This window comes from Spirosoma luteolum (assembly GCF_054778875.1).
Window position 1 is genome coordinate 484,696 of the sequence record NZ_BAAGZE010000008.1, and the last position, 15,495, is coordinate 500,190.

At 59.4% G+C, this 15,495-nt stretch carries 10 protein-coding genes; 6 read left to right on the forward strand and 4 right to left on the reverse strand.

Features of this window, described 5'->3' with window-relative positions; genetic code table 11:
• Positions 1–27: 27 nt before the first annotated feature.
• Both ACYVAC_RS15920 and ACYVAC_RS15925 read right to left on the reverse strand, forming a co-directional pair.
• Positions 28–1,122, reverse strand: a complete 1,095-nt coding sequence (locus ACYVAC_RS15920) for a FecR family protein (protein WP_461098737.1) — start codon at positions 1,120–1,122, stop codon at positions 28–30.
• Positions 1,123–1,252: 130 nt separating this feature from the next.
• Positions 1,253–1,861, reverse strand: coding sequence for an RNA polymerase sigma factor (locus ACYVAC_RS15925; RefSeq protein WP_461098738.1), 609 nt, complete (start codon positions 1,859–1,861; stop codon positions 1,253–1,255).
• 359 nt (positions 1,862–2,220) lie between these two features.
• Between ACYVAC_RS15925 and ACYVAC_RS15930 the strand changes: the two genes are divergently transcribed.
• The 4 genes from ACYVAC_RS15930 to ACYVAC_RS15945 all read left to right on the forward strand — a co-directional run bounded on the left by ACYVAC_RS15930 (position 2,221) and on the right by ACYVAC_RS15945 (position 6,519).
• On the forward strand, positions 2,221–3,183 hold the full coding sequence (locus ACYVAC_RS15930; protein WP_461098739.1) for an SRPBCC family protein: 963 nt from the start codon (positions 2,221–2,223) through the stop codon (positions 3,181–3,183).
• Positions 3,184–3,278: 95 nt separating this feature from the next.
• The gene (locus tag ACYVAC_RS15935) at positions 3,279–4,559 is read left to right on the forward strand and encodes a PQQ-dependent sugar dehydrogenase (RefSeq protein WP_461098740.1); all 1,281 of its coding nucleotides are present in this window, start codon (positions 3,279–3,281) and stop codon (positions 4,557–4,559) included.
• A 91-nt stretch (positions 4,560–4,650) separates the two neighbouring features.
• The gene (locus ACYVAC_RS15940; protein ID WP_461098741.1) at positions 4,651–5,697 is read left to right on the forward strand and encodes an aminopeptidase; all 1,047 of its coding nucleotides are present in this window, start codon (positions 4,651–4,653) and stop codon (positions 5,695–5,697) included.
• Between the two features lie 33 nt (positions 5,698–5,730).
• A complete protein-coding gene (locus tag ACYVAC_RS15945) occupies positions 5,731–6,519 on the forward strand; it encodes a DUF3108 domain-containing protein (protein WP_461098742.1) in 789 nt (262 codons plus the stop codon).
• A gap of 68 nt (positions 6,520–6,587) precedes the next feature.
• On the opposite strand, the gene ACYVAC_RS15950 is transcribed toward ACYVAC_RS15945, so the two are convergent.
• Complete coding sequence (locus ACYVAC_RS15950; protein ID WP_461098743.1) at positions 6,588–7,709, reverse strand: Fic family protein; 1,122 nt, start codon at positions 7,707–7,709, stop codon at positions 6,588–6,590.
• Positions 7,710–8,101: 392 nt separating this feature from the next.
• On the opposite strand from ACYVAC_RS15950, the gene ACYVAC_RS15955 reads away from it, so the two are divergent.
• Complete coding sequence (locus ACYVAC_RS15955) at positions 8,102–10,828, forward strand: alpha-L-rhamnosidase (RefSeq protein ID WP_461098744.1); 2,727 nt, start codon at positions 8,102–8,104, stop codon at positions 10,826–10,828.
• 104 nt (positions 10,829–10,932) lie between these two features.
• Here the strand turns inward: ACYVAC_RS15955 and ACYVAC_RS15960 are convergent, their stop codons facing one another.
• Positions 10,933–13,704, reverse strand: a complete 2,772-nt coding sequence (locus ACYVAC_RS15960) for a M14 family metallopeptidase (protein WP_461098745.1) — start codon at positions 13,702–13,704, stop codon at positions 10,933–10,935.
• 489 nt (positions 13,705–14,193) lie between these two features.
• Between ACYVAC_RS15960 and ACYVAC_RS15965 the strand changes: the two genes are divergently transcribed.
• Complete coding sequence (locus ACYVAC_RS15965) at positions 14,194–15,351, forward strand: glycosyltransferase family 61 protein (RefSeq protein WP_461098746.1); 1,158 nt, start codon at positions 14,194–14,196, stop codon at positions 15,349–15,351.
• Positions 15,352–15,495 lie beyond the last annotated feature (144 nt).

Sequence of the window (15,495 nt, forward strand, 5' to 3'; positions counted from 1 at the left end):
GTAGAGGATTATAGGTAGGTAGCAGGCTTACTCGCAGCCTTTGGCACTGATACTGATCTGATCGCCCGTGGTCTGGTACGTGGCGTTGATTGCCTGACAGATGGCGCTCAGCCGCTCGGGCAGCGTTTCGTCGATGAAGGCGGTCGTGATGCGGCAGTTGGCCAGCTTCTGTTCGTCGAAGCGCAGGTCGATGCCGTAGGTATGGCTCAGTTGCCGGAATACCGCCACCACCGGCTGATCGTCGAAGCTGACTTCGGCAGGCCGGATGGTTTCGGCCGCAGCCCGTGCATCGGTTACGGGCTGTTTCTCCAGGCGGCCGCTGGTACGCGTCAGCACGGCCTGCTCGCGGGGGCGCAGCACCACCTCGCCGGTGCCCACAGCCTGTTGCCGGGCGGCTTGGGCAAACGCCGTTCGGGTATAAACCGCCACGCGGCCCGTCCGAACGGCCACCTGCACCGTGGGCGCGCCGGCCGTGGCCCGAATCCGGAAGCTCGTACCCACCACCCGGGTCACCGATTCCCGCGTAAAGACCAGAAAGGGCCGCGCCGGGTTTTTGGCGATGTCGAAAAAAGCTTCGCCCACGAGCGATACCGGGCGGGTAGTGCCGGCAAACCGATCGGGAAAGGTGAGGGTACTGTTGCGTTCGAGCGTTACCACACTGCCATCGTTCAGGAGCATAGTCATGGGATGACTGGTGGTGTTGGTACGCACCAGCATCCGGGGTCGGCCGGCTGCGGCAGCCTCAGCAGGGCGTTGCACCGTACGCGCCGGTACCAGCCACCAGGCGGCCCCAAGCAGCAGCAGCACGGCAGCGGCCACGCGCCACCAGCCGGCCCGCCCCGCCCACAGGGGCCGAACCGGGGCTACCGGCTGCGTCACCTGCGCCATCAGGCGGCTCAGGTCGTGGCGGACGACATCGTCGGTGAGGTCGTCGCGGTAGCGCTGGTGCAGGGTCAGCAGCAGCAGCCGGGCCTGCTCCGCTTCGGCCGCGCGATCGGGGTGCCGGGCCAGCCAGGCTGCCCAGAACGGGGCTTCGGTCGTTTCGGGGTTCAGCACCCAGTCGCGAAACGACGCATCGAGCGCAAAATCATTGGCGGAGTAGGAGCGGTAGTCTTTTTCCATGCGGCATCTGGCAGGCTTCTTACCTCCTTAGTCCGCACGGGGGCCAAACATCACCAAAAACCAGACGATTTTTTTAAAAAATCAGATAATACCTGGATTGGGCAGGTAAAACGCAGCCGATGATCCTGCTTTACGACCAGCCGCCGAGCAGCATGAGCAGCGGCAGAATCGGGTCGAACCAGTTTTCTTTCAGGCGCCGGAGCGACTTGCTCAGCAGGTTGGCTACGCTGGGCCGGGTCAGCTCCATAATACCGGCAATGGCCTCGTAATCGAGTTGCTGGTAGAAACGAAGGTAAATGATTTCCTGCTCCCGGCGCGTCAGGCGCCCGATGCGGTCGTTGAGCCGCTGCAGTTGTTCCTGCTGCCACTCTGTTTCGACAATTTGCTGTTCGACCGGATTATCGACGGCATACAGATCGAATGCCCACTCTTCGGCCGACTGCCGGCGACGATGGCGCTCGGTTTCTTTGAGCAACCGGTGCCGAAACGCCTTCAGCAAATACGCTTTCACAACGGGCGGATCGCTCAGGGTTTCACGCCGGTTCCAGAGGTCGAGCAGCAACAGCTGAATACAGTCGCGGACAAATTCGGCATCGTCGGAGAAGCGCCGGCCGTAATTGTAAAGCAATCGGTAGTGCGCATCGGCCAGCTGCCCAAACGACACGGTACAGCCCTCCCGAAAGCGCTGCCAGCGCTGTTCGGCCGTATCGTGGTCGGAAAAAGCAGGGCTATGGGGCATGTTTTATATCCGGCAGCGGGCAATCGACACCATCCGTAAAAGCCTAAAAAATAACCGTATCGTGCAGATTCGACAACCGGTCGTCGGGATCTGCCGGCAGGTCATAAAGTCGTACGGCGGGTGCAGATACTGCTCAATTATCCAGTGGTCCATTCTTCCTCACCTTCGGGCCGAATTTTGCATACGCGGGTGCCCCATGGCTCAACCCGCCGTTCAGCCTCAAAAAACCAGAGTTTGGCATACATTTTTTAAAAAGTGCCTCTTCCTTAGCCGTCCTTAGCGCCAAAATCCGGTTTAGCACGATTTTTCGTAAGCAGGAACAATCAATTACCAGCACACCGATTCTCAACGTACGAATCATGAGTACAACTCTGGATAAGCTGATGCCTGCTACCGAACCAGCCCGACGCTGGACCGCCGTTGGCCTGACGGTGGTCGTTTCAGGCCTGCTGACCTTGTGGGGCATTTACGGCATTGGCCAGTACGGCCTGGCGCTGTTTGTCTGTACCCCCCTGCTGATCGGCGCGGGGTCAACGCTGCTCTACGGCTACGGGCGCCGGATCAGCCGGGCCGACGCGGCCGGTGTCGGGTTTCTGGCCCTGGCGGTTTTCACCGGCCTGCTCCTCCTCTGCGCCATCGAAGGCTTTATCTGCATCGCCATGGCGGCTCCCTTTGGCATACTGCTCACCTGGGTCGGTACGCTGCTGGGGCATACCATCTGCCAGCATACGCCCGGCCAGGCACCGGTTACGCTTCTGGTGCTGGTCGGCTTTGTGCCGCTCACCGCAGTTATCGAACAGGAAGCGCCCCCCACGCTGTCGTCGGTGGTGTCGTCGATCGACATCGGGGCCCGGCCCGAGCAGGTCTGGCAGCAGGTCATTCAGTTTCCCCGGCTCGCCGAGCCCACCGAATTTCTATTTAAAGCGGGCATTGCCTACCCCATCGATGCCCACATCAAAGGCACGGGTGTCGGGGCCGTGCGGCACTGTAACTTCAACACGGGTAGCTTTGTCGAGCCCATCACGGTCTGGGACGAGCCCCGCCTGCTCCGGTTCGACGTGGTCGAACAGCCCGCCCCGCTGAACGAACTCAGTTTCTGGTCGGTCGATGCCCCGCACCTGCACGACTATTTCGTGTCGCGGCAGGGGCAGTTCAAACTAACGGCGCTTCCTAACGGCCACACCCGGCTCGAGGGTACCACCTGGTACTATCACAACATCAAGCCAGCCGCCTACTGGCACCTCTGGAGCGACTACATCGTCCATGCGATTCACGAACGGGTGCTGACCCACATCAAGGCCCGGGCCGAGGGCCGGCGCTGAACGTTTCGGTCCGTGGCCGGCTGGCAGTAGGATTGCCCCCCGCCCCCGCTTTTCCCGATGCCGGCCTACGCCTTTCCGCCGGCCGTTGTCCGTTTATGATTTCATCGCATCGTAGGTCGGCCCGTCTGCTGACCATCCTGCTGCCCCTGGCCCTGCAACCCAGCTTCGCCACCACCCCACCCGTTCCCCGCCGACCGGCTCCGGTCGCCACCGGCCTGGTGTTGCCTGCGGGCTTCAGGGCCACCATCATGGCCGACGACCTCGGCACAGCCCGCCACGTTGCCGTATCGAAAACGGGCGATGTGTACGTGAAACTCGGTGCTCTGAAAGACGGCAAAGGCATCGTCAGACTGCGCGATACCAACCACGATGGCGTAGCCGACGAACGGAGCAGCTTTGGCGACTATCCCGGCACGGGCATCCTCATTCACAACGACTATCTGTATGCCTCGTCGAACAGCAGCGTATTTCGCTACCGGCTGGCCCCCGACCAGACCGTGCTGAACCCCGACCAACCCGAACGGCTGGTGTCGGGCCTGCGCGAAAAAGAACGCGACAAATCGAAGTCGATCGCGGTCGACGACCGGGGCAATCTCTACGTCAACATTGCCTCCGACAACGACCGCTGCCGGGAACCGGGTACCGGCAAGGGCATGATGCCCTGCCCCCTGCTCGATTCGGCCGCGGGCATCTGGCGGTTCAGCGCCACCACACCCAACCAGACCTTTGCCAGCGGTACCCGCTTTGCCACGGGGCTCAAAAACGTGGTGGGCCTCGACTGGAACAGCCGCACCCGGTCGCTGTTTGTGATGCAGCACGGCCGCGGGGCGTTCGACGATTTCTACCCGCAGTACTACACGCCCAGACAAAGTGCCGAGCTGCCGGCCGAAACGCTGTATGAGCTGCACCAGGGCGACGATGCCGGCTGGCCCTACGTGTACTACGACCACCTGCAGAAAAAGAAAATCCTGGCGCCTGAATACGGGGGCGATGGCCGCCAAACCGGCACGGCCAAAACCATCGACCCACTGGCCGCTTTCCCGGCCCACCTGGGTCCCAACGCCCTGCTGTTTTACACCGGTACGGCCTTTCCGGCCCGCTACCGCGATGGCGCCTTTATTGCTTTCCACGGGCAGTCGCAGGCCATTCACAAAGGCTATCTGGTGGCGTTTGTACCCTTCAAAAACGGCAAACCGTCGGGGCCCTGGGAAATCTTTGCCGACAATTTTGCCGGTACCGATCTGGTGAAACCCAAGGGCCCTGTACAGCACCGTCCCTGCGGCCTGGCCCAGGGGCCCGATGGGTCGCTCTACGTCACCGACGACCTGAACGGCACGCTGTATAAAATCAGCTACGCGGGGGCCAAATCCCGCTAGCGAATCCCCTGCGGCAGCGCAACGGACGCGTCGGCCAGACGTCTGTTTCCTGAAATTGACCGTATGTTTGCTGATGAAACAACGGTGATGTATGCGTAAGAAAATTGGCGTGGGGTTGCTGATCGGGTTGGTGCTGGCGGCCATCTGGCAGCGGGAGCTGATCAGCTACGGCTGGATGCAGGCGCGGGGCCAGCTTCGGATCATCTGGAACACGCAGCCCGTGGCCGACCTGATGGCCAGTCGCAGCGTGCCCGACTCGCTCAAACAGAAAATCCGGCTCATCGAGGAGATGAAGCGGTTTTCGGTCGATTCGCTGGGCCTCGACCCCTCGGGCAGCTACACGTCGTTCTACGATCAGCACGGCAAACCCATTCTGTGGGTCGTTACGGCGGCCCAGCCCTACGCCCTGGTAGCCCGCACCTGGGATTTTCCCATTCTGGGTACGTTCTCCTACAAGGGTTTTTTCGAGAAAGACCGGGCCGACACGCTGGTGGCGGACCTGAAACGCGAAGGGCTCGATACGCGTATCGGCGAAGTATCGGCCTGGTCGACGCTGGGCTTCCTCAACGACCCTATTCTATCGAGTATGCTCGACCGGCCCGTGGGCAGTCTGGCCGAACTGATTTTTCACGAGCTGACCCACGGCACACTGTTTGTGAAAGACAACCTGGCGTATAACGAGAACCTGGCCGATTTTGTGGGCGAATACGGCGCCCTGCGTTTTCTGGCCGCCCGTTATGGCAAACAATCGACGGCTTACCGGGATTATCTGGCAAGCAAGGATTTTTACAATCGGTACGATGAGCACGTGCTGCGGGGCACCCGTACGCTCGATACATTGTATCGGTCGTTTAAACCCGACACCCCGATTTCAGTCAAAGATTCACTGAAGTGGCAAACCATTGACCGGATTGTGGCAACGGCCGATACGCTGACCGATGAACGCAGTCGGCCATCGGCGCGTTTACTAAATAAACCACGCTCGAGCAAACTAAAGGGACCGAATAATGCGTATTTTATTGGTTTTCTGACGTATAGAAACCAGCAGAATCGGTTCCGCCGGGAGTTCGAGACTCAGTTTGGCGGCAACTTTACCCGCTATTTGTGTTATCTGAAGGAAACCTATCCATCGTTGTAACAAACGAAGTCCCACCTGGGCGACTATGTTGGTATGAAGAAGGTATTAATTGGACTTGGCGTGCTGACCGTACTGGGTTCGGGCTTTACGGCCCTTAACACGTATCGGCGCGTCGTAAACAACAGTTTTGGACCGGGCGAACACCTGGAATATCGGGTACACTATGGCTTCATCAACGCGGCAGAAGCCGTCGTCGACGTGAGCCCAACCCTCTATAAAGTAAACGAACGCCCCTGCTACCGCGTCAACGTCGACGGCCGGACGGTGGGTGCTTTCGACCTCGTAACGCGGGTGCGCGACACGTGGCGCTCCTACATCGACACCTCGGCTATTCTGCCGCAAAAGTTTTATTCCAGCATTCAGGAGAATAGCTACCGCAAGGAAGAAAACATCACGTTTAACCACGCGTCGAACACGGTGAAGGCCGAAGAACGCACCGAGAAAGACGTGTTCAAAGTGCCCGACAACGTGCATGACCTCATCAGCGGGTATTACTTTCTGCGGACCATCGACTTCAGCCACCTGGCCAACGGGCAGGTTCTCGAAGTGCCTGCTTTCTACGACGATACCGTTTACAACATGAAGGTGCGGTACCGGGGCCGCCAAACTCTCAAGACCAAACAGGGCAACATCAATGTGATCCGGCTCAACCCGGTACTGCCGGCCAACAAGCTGTTTAAGGAAGAAGAGTCGATCCGGATCTATGTTTCCGACGACATCAACAAGGTACCGGTCAAAGTCGAAGTCGACCTGTGGGTTGGTTCGATGGTGATGGACCTGAAAAAAAATACCGGGCTCAAACAGGGGCTGAGGTACTTCTAAAACGAATTGTATAGCAAAAACAGCCGCCGGGGTACGTACCCCGGCGGCTGTTTTTGCTATACGGTAAATCACTGTTCTGACACCGTCTGCACGGTTGGAGCCGATTCATACTGTCCTCCATTGACATCCATAAAAAGTCGGAGTAGCGGTTCGTTCACATAGTAATTACTACGGCCTACTTTCTGCTTGCCAATGAACCCATGTTCGTGCAGAGAGTCGAGGTAGCGGGTTGCCGTCAATCGACTGACATTCAGATCATTCACAACAAACTCGATTTTAGTATACGGATGTCTGAACAGATTATTCAACAAGTCCTGACTGTATAGTTTCGGCAGCTTACTACGGATGTCGCGTTTGTATTGCTGCATCAGATCGCGGATCGCTTCAACCATTGAAATTGTCTGCCGGGCCGTTTGCTCAACGCTGTCCAGCATGTATAGGATCCAGCTTTCCCAGTCCTGCTCATCCCGCACCCGCTGAATAAACGTATAATACGACGCTTTATATTGAATAATGTAGCGACTCAGGTAGAGAATCGGGAGATTGAGCAACTCTTTCTGAACCAGATAAAGAATGTTGATGATACGACCGGTGCGCCCGTTACCATCGTAGAACGGGTGAATGCTTTCAAACTGATAGTGAATAATTGCCATTTTTACCAGCGGATCAAGGTTAAGCATCGTATCATCATTGATGAACTGTTCCAGGTTGCCCATCAGGTTCTGGATAGTTGCCACATCCTGCGGTGGGATGTAGACAATTTCACCCGTTTGGCCATTGCGTAAATTAGTACCTGGCAGGCGCCGGAAACCTGCTTTATTCTGCTCAAGTTCTTCCTGAATAGCCAGTATATGCCGGACAGTCAATAGTTTTTGCTGTCGTACCAACGTAAACCCTTTTCTGAGGGCATTAGCATACCGCTGTACTTCTTTCGTATCGGGGTTCGTGACAGCGTCGGCGAACAATTCTGCCCGGAATAGCGCATCGTGCGTCGTAATGATGTTTTCTACCGCCGAGGAGTCTTTTGCTTCCTGCAAAGACAAGGTGCTGATGAGGATAGACTCGTTAGGTATTGTGGCCGCAACACCTTTCAGTTCGGCCAAATAGCGATGAGCGGTTGCCGCTTTACGAAGTACAGCCTTTGTTTCAAGATCAACTGACGGTGGTAGCGGTAGTAACAGGAAAGCCATTGGTAGTATTTCATACGTACAATACACATACAAAATACTACTTTTCTATACACGTCGGTCGGGATATGCATAGAAAATGAGATTTTCTATGCATATCCCGACCGCCATTGCCCATCTACAAACTAGTTGGCAAGGCTGTCAGGTACAAACGCGGTAGCGTAGGGCAGTTCGCTCGCACACGACGACACTAACGCCAAAGCCATGAAAGGAGTAGTGTAGGTGGTGTCGGCCGACCCCTACCGGTCTGGCCGCGCCTTTTCGGGTGTATAGAACCGAGAAAAAACCCCGACCTTGGTATTATTGGCCAATCTGGGCCTTTTGGCAGCTATATGGTTTATTTACTTCCAATCCGCCCGGCGCGACGGCATTTATCGGGTAACAGGCAGACCGCCTTGCTGGCGCTCGCCCTCCTCCTGTATCTGCCGGCTACACGGGCCCAGCCGGTGCTGCGCCCCACCAATCTCCGCTGCGAGTACCTGACCAATCCCCTCGGCATCGACGCCAGTGCGTCGGGCACCGCACGGCCACGGCTGTCGTGGCAGCTGGCCCCCGCCCCGGGCACCACAGCGCCCCGGGGTGCCCGCCAGACAGCCTACCAGCTCTGGGTCGATACCGATTCGACCGCAGTGCGGCAGGGTAAAGGCAAGTTGTGGTCGACGGGCAAACGCACTTCCGACGGGCAGCTGGTTACCTACGCCGGTCAGCCCCTGCAACCCTTCACGCGGTATTACTGGCGCGTCGACACTTGGGACCAGACCGGTACCCGCGTGCCGGGCAGCGCCCTCGCCTGGTTTGAAACGGGGATGCTGCAACAGCGCCACTGGCAGGGCGCCTGGATCAGCGACTCGCCCGACATAAACCTTCGTCCCGCGCCGTATTTCCGCAAAGCCTTTGTGGCCCGCAAACCCATCCGCAGCGCCCGCGCCTACATCGCCGTAGCCGGCCTCTACGAACTATCGATCAACGGGCAGACGATCGGCACCCAGCGGCTCGACCCCATGTACACCCGTTTTGACCGGCGGACACTCTACGTAACGCACGACGTAACGGCACAGCTCCGCAGCGGAGCCAACGCTATCGGGGTATTGCTCGGCAACGGCTGGTACAACCACCAGTCGACGGCCGTTTGGGATTTTCACCGGGCCCCCTGGCGCAACCGGCCGGCCTTCTGCCTCGACCTGCGCATCACCTACACCGACGGCACCACCGAAACCATCACCTCGGGCAAAGGCTGGAAAACAGCCCTCAGCCCCGTAACCTTCAACAGCATCTACACCGCCGAGCATTACGACGCCCGACAGGAGCAGCCGGGCTGGAATACGCCCGGGTTCGACGACAAAGCCTGGAAAGACGTACTGTATCGGTCGGCCCCTTCCGAAACCGTGGTCGCGCAGGCGGTGCACCCCATCCGCAACGTCGAAACCATTCCGGCCAAAACCATGACCCGGCTCAACGACAGCACCGTTGTGTTCGACCTGGGCCGCAACATCGCGGGCGTCAGTCAGTTGCAGGTAGCCGGGCCGGCGGGTACCGTGCTGCAGCTTAAACACGCCGAGCGGCTCTATCCCGACGGACGCGCCGATCAGTCGAACATCGATGTGCACTACCGACCCACCGACCAGAGCGACCCCTTCCAGACCGACCTGTGGACGCTGAGCGGGCGCGGCACCGAAACGTTTATGCCGCGTTTCAACTACAAGGGATTTCAGTATGTGGAGGTAACGAGCAGCCGGCCCCTGACACTAACTACGGCCAGCCTGACCGGCCAGTTTATGCACAGCGACGTGCCTCCGGTGGGGCGTATTCAGTCATCGAACCCGACGATCGACAAGATCGCGTGGGCTACCAACAACGCCTATCTCTCCAACCTCTTTGGCTACCCCACCGACTGCCCGCAACGGGAGAAAAACGGCTGGACCGGCGACGCCCAGATTGCCATCGAAACGGGGCTCTACAGCTACGATGGCATTACGGTCTACGAAAAGTGGCTGGCCGATCACCGCGACGAGCAGCAGCCCAACGGCGTGCTGCCGTCCATTATCCCGACCGGGGGCTGGGGCTACGAATGGGGCAACGGGCCCGACTGGACCAGCACCATCGCCCTGATTCCCTGGACGATCTACCAGTTCTACGGCGATCCCAAACTGCTGGCCGACTGCTATGACAACATCAAACGCTACGTCGACCACATCGATGCGCAGTATCCCACGGGCCTGACCAGCTGGGGGCTGGGCGACTGGGTGCCGGTGAAATCGAAAGCGCCCGTTGAACTGACCTCCACGGCCTACTATTACGCCGACGCGCAGATACTGGCCCGGGCCGCCGGCCTGCTGGGCAAAACCGCCGATCAGGCCCGCTACACCCGCCTGGCCGACAAAATCAAATCGGCGTTCAACGCGAAGTACCTGAACCCAAAAACAGGTCTGTATGGCACGGGCCTGCAAACCGAACTCAGCGTGCCGCTCTACTGGGGCCTGGTACCCGACGGCCTGAAGACCACCGTGGCGGCCAACCTGGCCAAACGCGTGGCGGCCGACAACAACCACCTCGACGTGGGGTTGCTGGGCACCAAAGCCATACTGAATGCCCTCAGCGAAAACGGGCAGGGGCAAATGGCCTACACCCTGGCCGCGCAGGAAACGTTCCCCTCGTGGGGCTGGTGGATTGTCAACGGCGCTACTACCCTTTACGAAAACTGGCCCCTCGACGCCAAGAGCGACATCTCCATGAATCACATTATGTTTGGCGAAATTGGGGCCTGGCTCTACAAGGCATTGGGCGGTATCCGGCCCGACGCGGCTCAGCCGGGCTTCAAAAACATACGGCTCGAACCTACCATCGTAACGGGCCTGAATGGGTTCGAAGCTACCCATACGGGGCCCTACGGCCTGATCCGGTCGGCCTGGAGCCGGCAGGGCAACACCCTGACTTACGCGGCCACTGTGCCTCCCAACTCGACGGCTACGCTGACGCTGCCCGTTGGGCCGGGGCAGCGGGTCTATGAGAGCGGTAAGCCCGTATCGGCGTCTACCGCCTACATTCGTCCGCTCGACGCGTCGGCGCAGGGACAGCGTTTTGCCCTGCAGTCGGGCACTTACTCATTCGAGATCCGCCCCTAGCCGGGCGCCCCTAGCCCCCGGCCGAAGTCCGAACAGGTAGACGTAAACGCCGGCGGGCCAGGGATTTTCCCTGGCCCGCCGGCGTTTACGAGTTAGGTATTGCGTTAGTCGGCCAGGCCATAGAGCTGGTTGAACAGCAGCCGGAACGTGCCCTGTGCCTGCGCCCGGAACGTGATTTCGGGGCCGAAGGCATAGAGCTTGCCGGCCCCCACGGGCGCCATGAAGGCGGCTACGCCATTGCGCAGGTAGGCCTGCCCCCACGCCCAGCCACTGCGGAGCGGCTTATCATTGGGGAACCACAGCAACGGCTTCACGGTACCTTTGGCAATGGCTTCGGGCGCCAGCGAGAAAACCGGGCTCGAATCGAAGTACACATCGGTCAGCGAGGACATCCCCCAGGTAGCCTGCTGCGTCGAATCGAGCGAAACGCGCAGGATACTGCCGGGAATAAAGTATTTCTCAGGACTCAGCGGTTTCTCACCGGCAGCCGTCATCTCGGTCAGAGCGTTGCGCACGGGCAGGCCCAGATGGTAGGCCAGATTGGTACTCGTACCCATCGTAATCACCTGACCACCCGCTTCCAGAAACTTCTTCAGCTCGGGAATGGATTTCTCGGCGGTGATGCGGCCGAGCCACGGCCGGAATTCGGCGGGCAGCTCTTCGGCTTTGGGTTCGCGGGGCGCGTAGCCGCCGTACTCGTTCTCGCCCCGGCTATTGCCCACCGCCGGGATGGCGCGGGTCACAAACACAATGGCGTCGTATTTCTTCCGCAGGTTACCCGCGTCGATGTCCTGGGCGTAAATCACCTGCGCCGGAAAGTGGTACTGCTCCATCAGCCACCGCACCCAGCCCGACGCCATCGACCCGCCGTAGGTATCCCAGAGGGCAATGCGCATGGGTGCCATCTTGACCAGCGAAGCCGGCCGTTTGGCCGCTGCGGTCACGTTGAGCCCCAGTGTCGGCGCCGACGCATCGAGCACCCGTTTGGCACTGGCCGATGCCGGCACGAAGAATGAACCCGAACCCGGCACACGGTACACCTCTGCCCCCGCCTTCAGGAGGTCGTTGACCGCCAGAAACGAGTTGTTGACCTGTCCGCTGAGCACATAGCCCGCGCCCGAGCCGGCAACCTTGCCGGCCGGCGACTGCAGTTCGCCGTAGGGCAGTTTTTTGAAGGGACCATCGAAACCCGCCAGCACGCGATCGAACTGAACGCCCATCTGGTAGGCCAGGGTCCAGCCGGCGGCATCATAGGGACGGATGGGCGGACCACCCGGATACGGAAAATCGTTGGGGTGATCCTGCGGCTCGAACATATCGAGTACGTGGGGCCGGAACGCCTGATCGAGTTTTACCACGTAGGAGCCAGCCGGGTAGCGCTTGCCCGCCACGCTGAAGTCGGCCGTAGCCTGCTGAATCTGAATACCCGTTTTGATCAGCGCATTGACAAACTTAACCGCCGTGGGCCAGTCGGTCTGGCTGGCCGGAATGATGTAACCGCGGGGGTCACGCTGGGCCGTATCGCCCAGTACCGCCGTAAAGTATTTGGTGGGCAGGCCTTCGCCCCGCCGGGCGGGTGCCTGATCGGTGAGAGCCGTGCTGCTGCCCGGCGCGGTGGTGCTGGCGGGCTTCTTCAGGTCGGCCTGGTAAAGCTGGTTGATGGCATCGGCCCGTTTGGGCGACAGCGTCCAGTAGTCGGCGCTGCCGCGTTCGATCGAGTTTTTGCCCATCCGGTAGATGTTGTACAGCAACTGATCGCGCTGGCGGGCGGCATAATCGAGCACGGCGTAGTTGAGCGATACCGAGTAATCGATCGACTGCCGGAACCGCCATTTCTGGGGCGTTACGGGGTTGGGCGTGGCATTGTTCGGAATCAGCCGCGACGGCACCAGCGGAATATCTTCGGGCGTGGGACCGCCGATAATCTCGGTCAGCAGCCCGATCATGTTGTGGAAGTGCGTAGTGGTGCGCAGCCCACCGTTGTACCAGGTCGAGAATACCGAGCCGCTGAGCCGGGTGAAGCCGGGTTTGTTCTCGGCGTTGAGCCGGTTATACATGGCCGCCCCCACCGCGTCGATACCGGTAATCATGAGCGGATCGAACACGTAGTTGAACGGATCGCGGTAGGGCGGCCCGGCCAGCACCGAACCCGCCGGTCCGCGCTGGTGGTGGTTATACATGATCTGCGGAATCCAGTCGACGAACAGCTGCCGGCCGATGTTCTGCGACTCCTTCATGTTCATGATGAAAAAATCGCGGTTGTTGTCGTGGCCGACGTATTTCTGGTACAGCCGGGGTACATTGTCGAGCGACCGCTTTTCGGGGGTCGGGTTGCGCATATACCAGTTCGACACCAGTTCCTGCCCGTCGGGGTTGGCGTGGGTCAGCAGAATGACCACGTTGTCCAGAATGCGCATGGTTTCGGGGTCGGTGCGGCTTACCAGCTGATACGCCGTTTCGATGAGCTGGTGGGTTCCGACGGTTTCGGTGGCGTGGAGGCCCCCGTCGATCCAGACCACCGCCTTGCCTTCTTCGGCCATGGCCCGGGCCTGTTGCTCGGTCAGCCCTTCGGCCCGGGCCATACGGGTTGAAATCTCCTGGTAGCGGGCCAGCTTTTTGTGGTTCTCGGGCGAGGTTACGATCATCATAAACTGATCGCGACCTTCTTCTGTCTTGCCGATTACCGTGAGTTTGGTGCGGGGCGAAGCCGCCAGTTTTTTAAAGTACGCTTCGGTCTGCGTGTAAGTGGCCAGCTGATAGTCGTCGCCAATAGCAAAGCCGAAGTGTTCTTTCGGCGTTGGTACGGTCTGGGCCGTTGCAGGCGGCCCGTAGAGCAGCCATACTGTAATAAACGTAAGTAAACTAGTACGGAACATAGATTGGTTAGTGAGGGGTTATCCAGTTGATGAGCAAGTGGCTAAATACGCCATTTTATGCGGCATTATCGACCTGCGACCGCATAAAATTCGGCAGGCAACCCAACAACAGCCCTGCTTACCCTGTTTTTACCCCTTTAGGCCTGACGGTAACATAGGTACGTCCCATCCGGCATCGGTCAGACCCGTATGCTGACCTGGCTTCCGTACAGCATTGACCGCTTCGGTCGACAGACGAATGGCACCATAATTGGCCAAACCTTTTTTTTATGTAACAAAACCAAGAAATACCCCCTATACGTAGCTAATTTACTGACCAACACCCTTTTTAGTCGTCAGAATTAGTAGATAACGACTGCCTTTTTTTACGCTGTTTTGATTGGCATTCATGTACTTATAGTTGTTCTTTGGGCTGTTGGTTTGTCAGATGACGAACTGTGTAACAGCTTGTTACCTGACCAACCAGACCCTACCCATAAAACAGACTACATGAATCGTTTCATCAGCCTGCTGAAAGAAATGGCCAAGCGCCTTTCGCTCAGCCTGGCACGGCTGTTTGGTATCCGGTTTCTCGACCGTACCCAGACCGTCGTGTTCCTGCAGCCCTACGAGCAGCTCATCCAGCCCGAAAGCCGGCTGTCGCTGCCCGCCATTGCCGACCCGGCCGATCCGGCCACGGTGCTTTTTCCGGCCCGCGAGGCTGTGGCCCCTACCGGCGCGGTATGGGCCTACAAGCCCGGCAACCGCCCCACCACGCTGCTCCGCTGCGGCAATGTGCAGACCGGCGGGCAGGTACTCTGCACCGATTTCTGGAACGAATACCTGCTGAAAGACAGCCTGACCCGCACCACCCGCCAGCGCGTCGATACCGATGTGCTGGTAGCCCCGTTCGGGCACTATCAGGACGGCATCGCCTTTGGGGGCTACTACGATTTCATGTACCTGGTAGCGGCCAAACTCTGCCGCATCGAGCGCGCCGTACCGGCCCATACGTTCGACCAGGCTACCGTAGCCTACCCGCTGTTCAACACCAGCTACGAACGCGAGCTGCTGAGCTACCTCGGTTTTCAGCCCGACCGGATTCTCGACAGCCGCCATCACGAAGTGCATGCCAGGACCACCCTGCTGGCTAATAGCGGACACTGGTTCTACACCAACGAAGCCGATGTGCGGGCCCTGCGCGACCGGCTCATGCCGCTTGTCGAGCCCAGCACAGAGCCCCGCGAGCGTATCTACATCAGCCGGGCCGGCCGCCGGCGCGTCCTGAACGAAGACGCGCTCGTGACCATGCTCGATCGCTACAAGTTCCGGGTGATCGAAGACAAGCCCCGCACCCTGGCCGAACAGCTGACGATCTATAACCGGGCGTCGTTTGTGATGGGGCCCCACGGCGCATCGTTCTCCAACCTGATCTGGTGCGAGCCGGGCACCCACCTGTTCGAACTGTTTTCGCCCAACTACACGCCCGACTTTTTCGCTTACCTGGCCGAACTGATGGGCCTGCACTACTCGGCCCATGCGGCCGGAAAACCCCGTCCCGACGGCCTGCAACTCCTCGAAGACGACATGACCGTGTCGGTATCCGATGTCGAACGCGGTCTCAACCAGCTACTCGAACGCGATTACCGGGCGTCGGTAACGCGTTGATTTACCTCCCACTGTCTAATACCAGGGCCCTCCCAGCGGAGGGCCTTTTTTGTAGCTTGGCCCCGGCCAGTGCCGGTTAGGCCGGCCGGGGCTGCGCAGTTCGTCAGCCTAAAACCATCGTTTATCCGCCTAAACACGATGCTC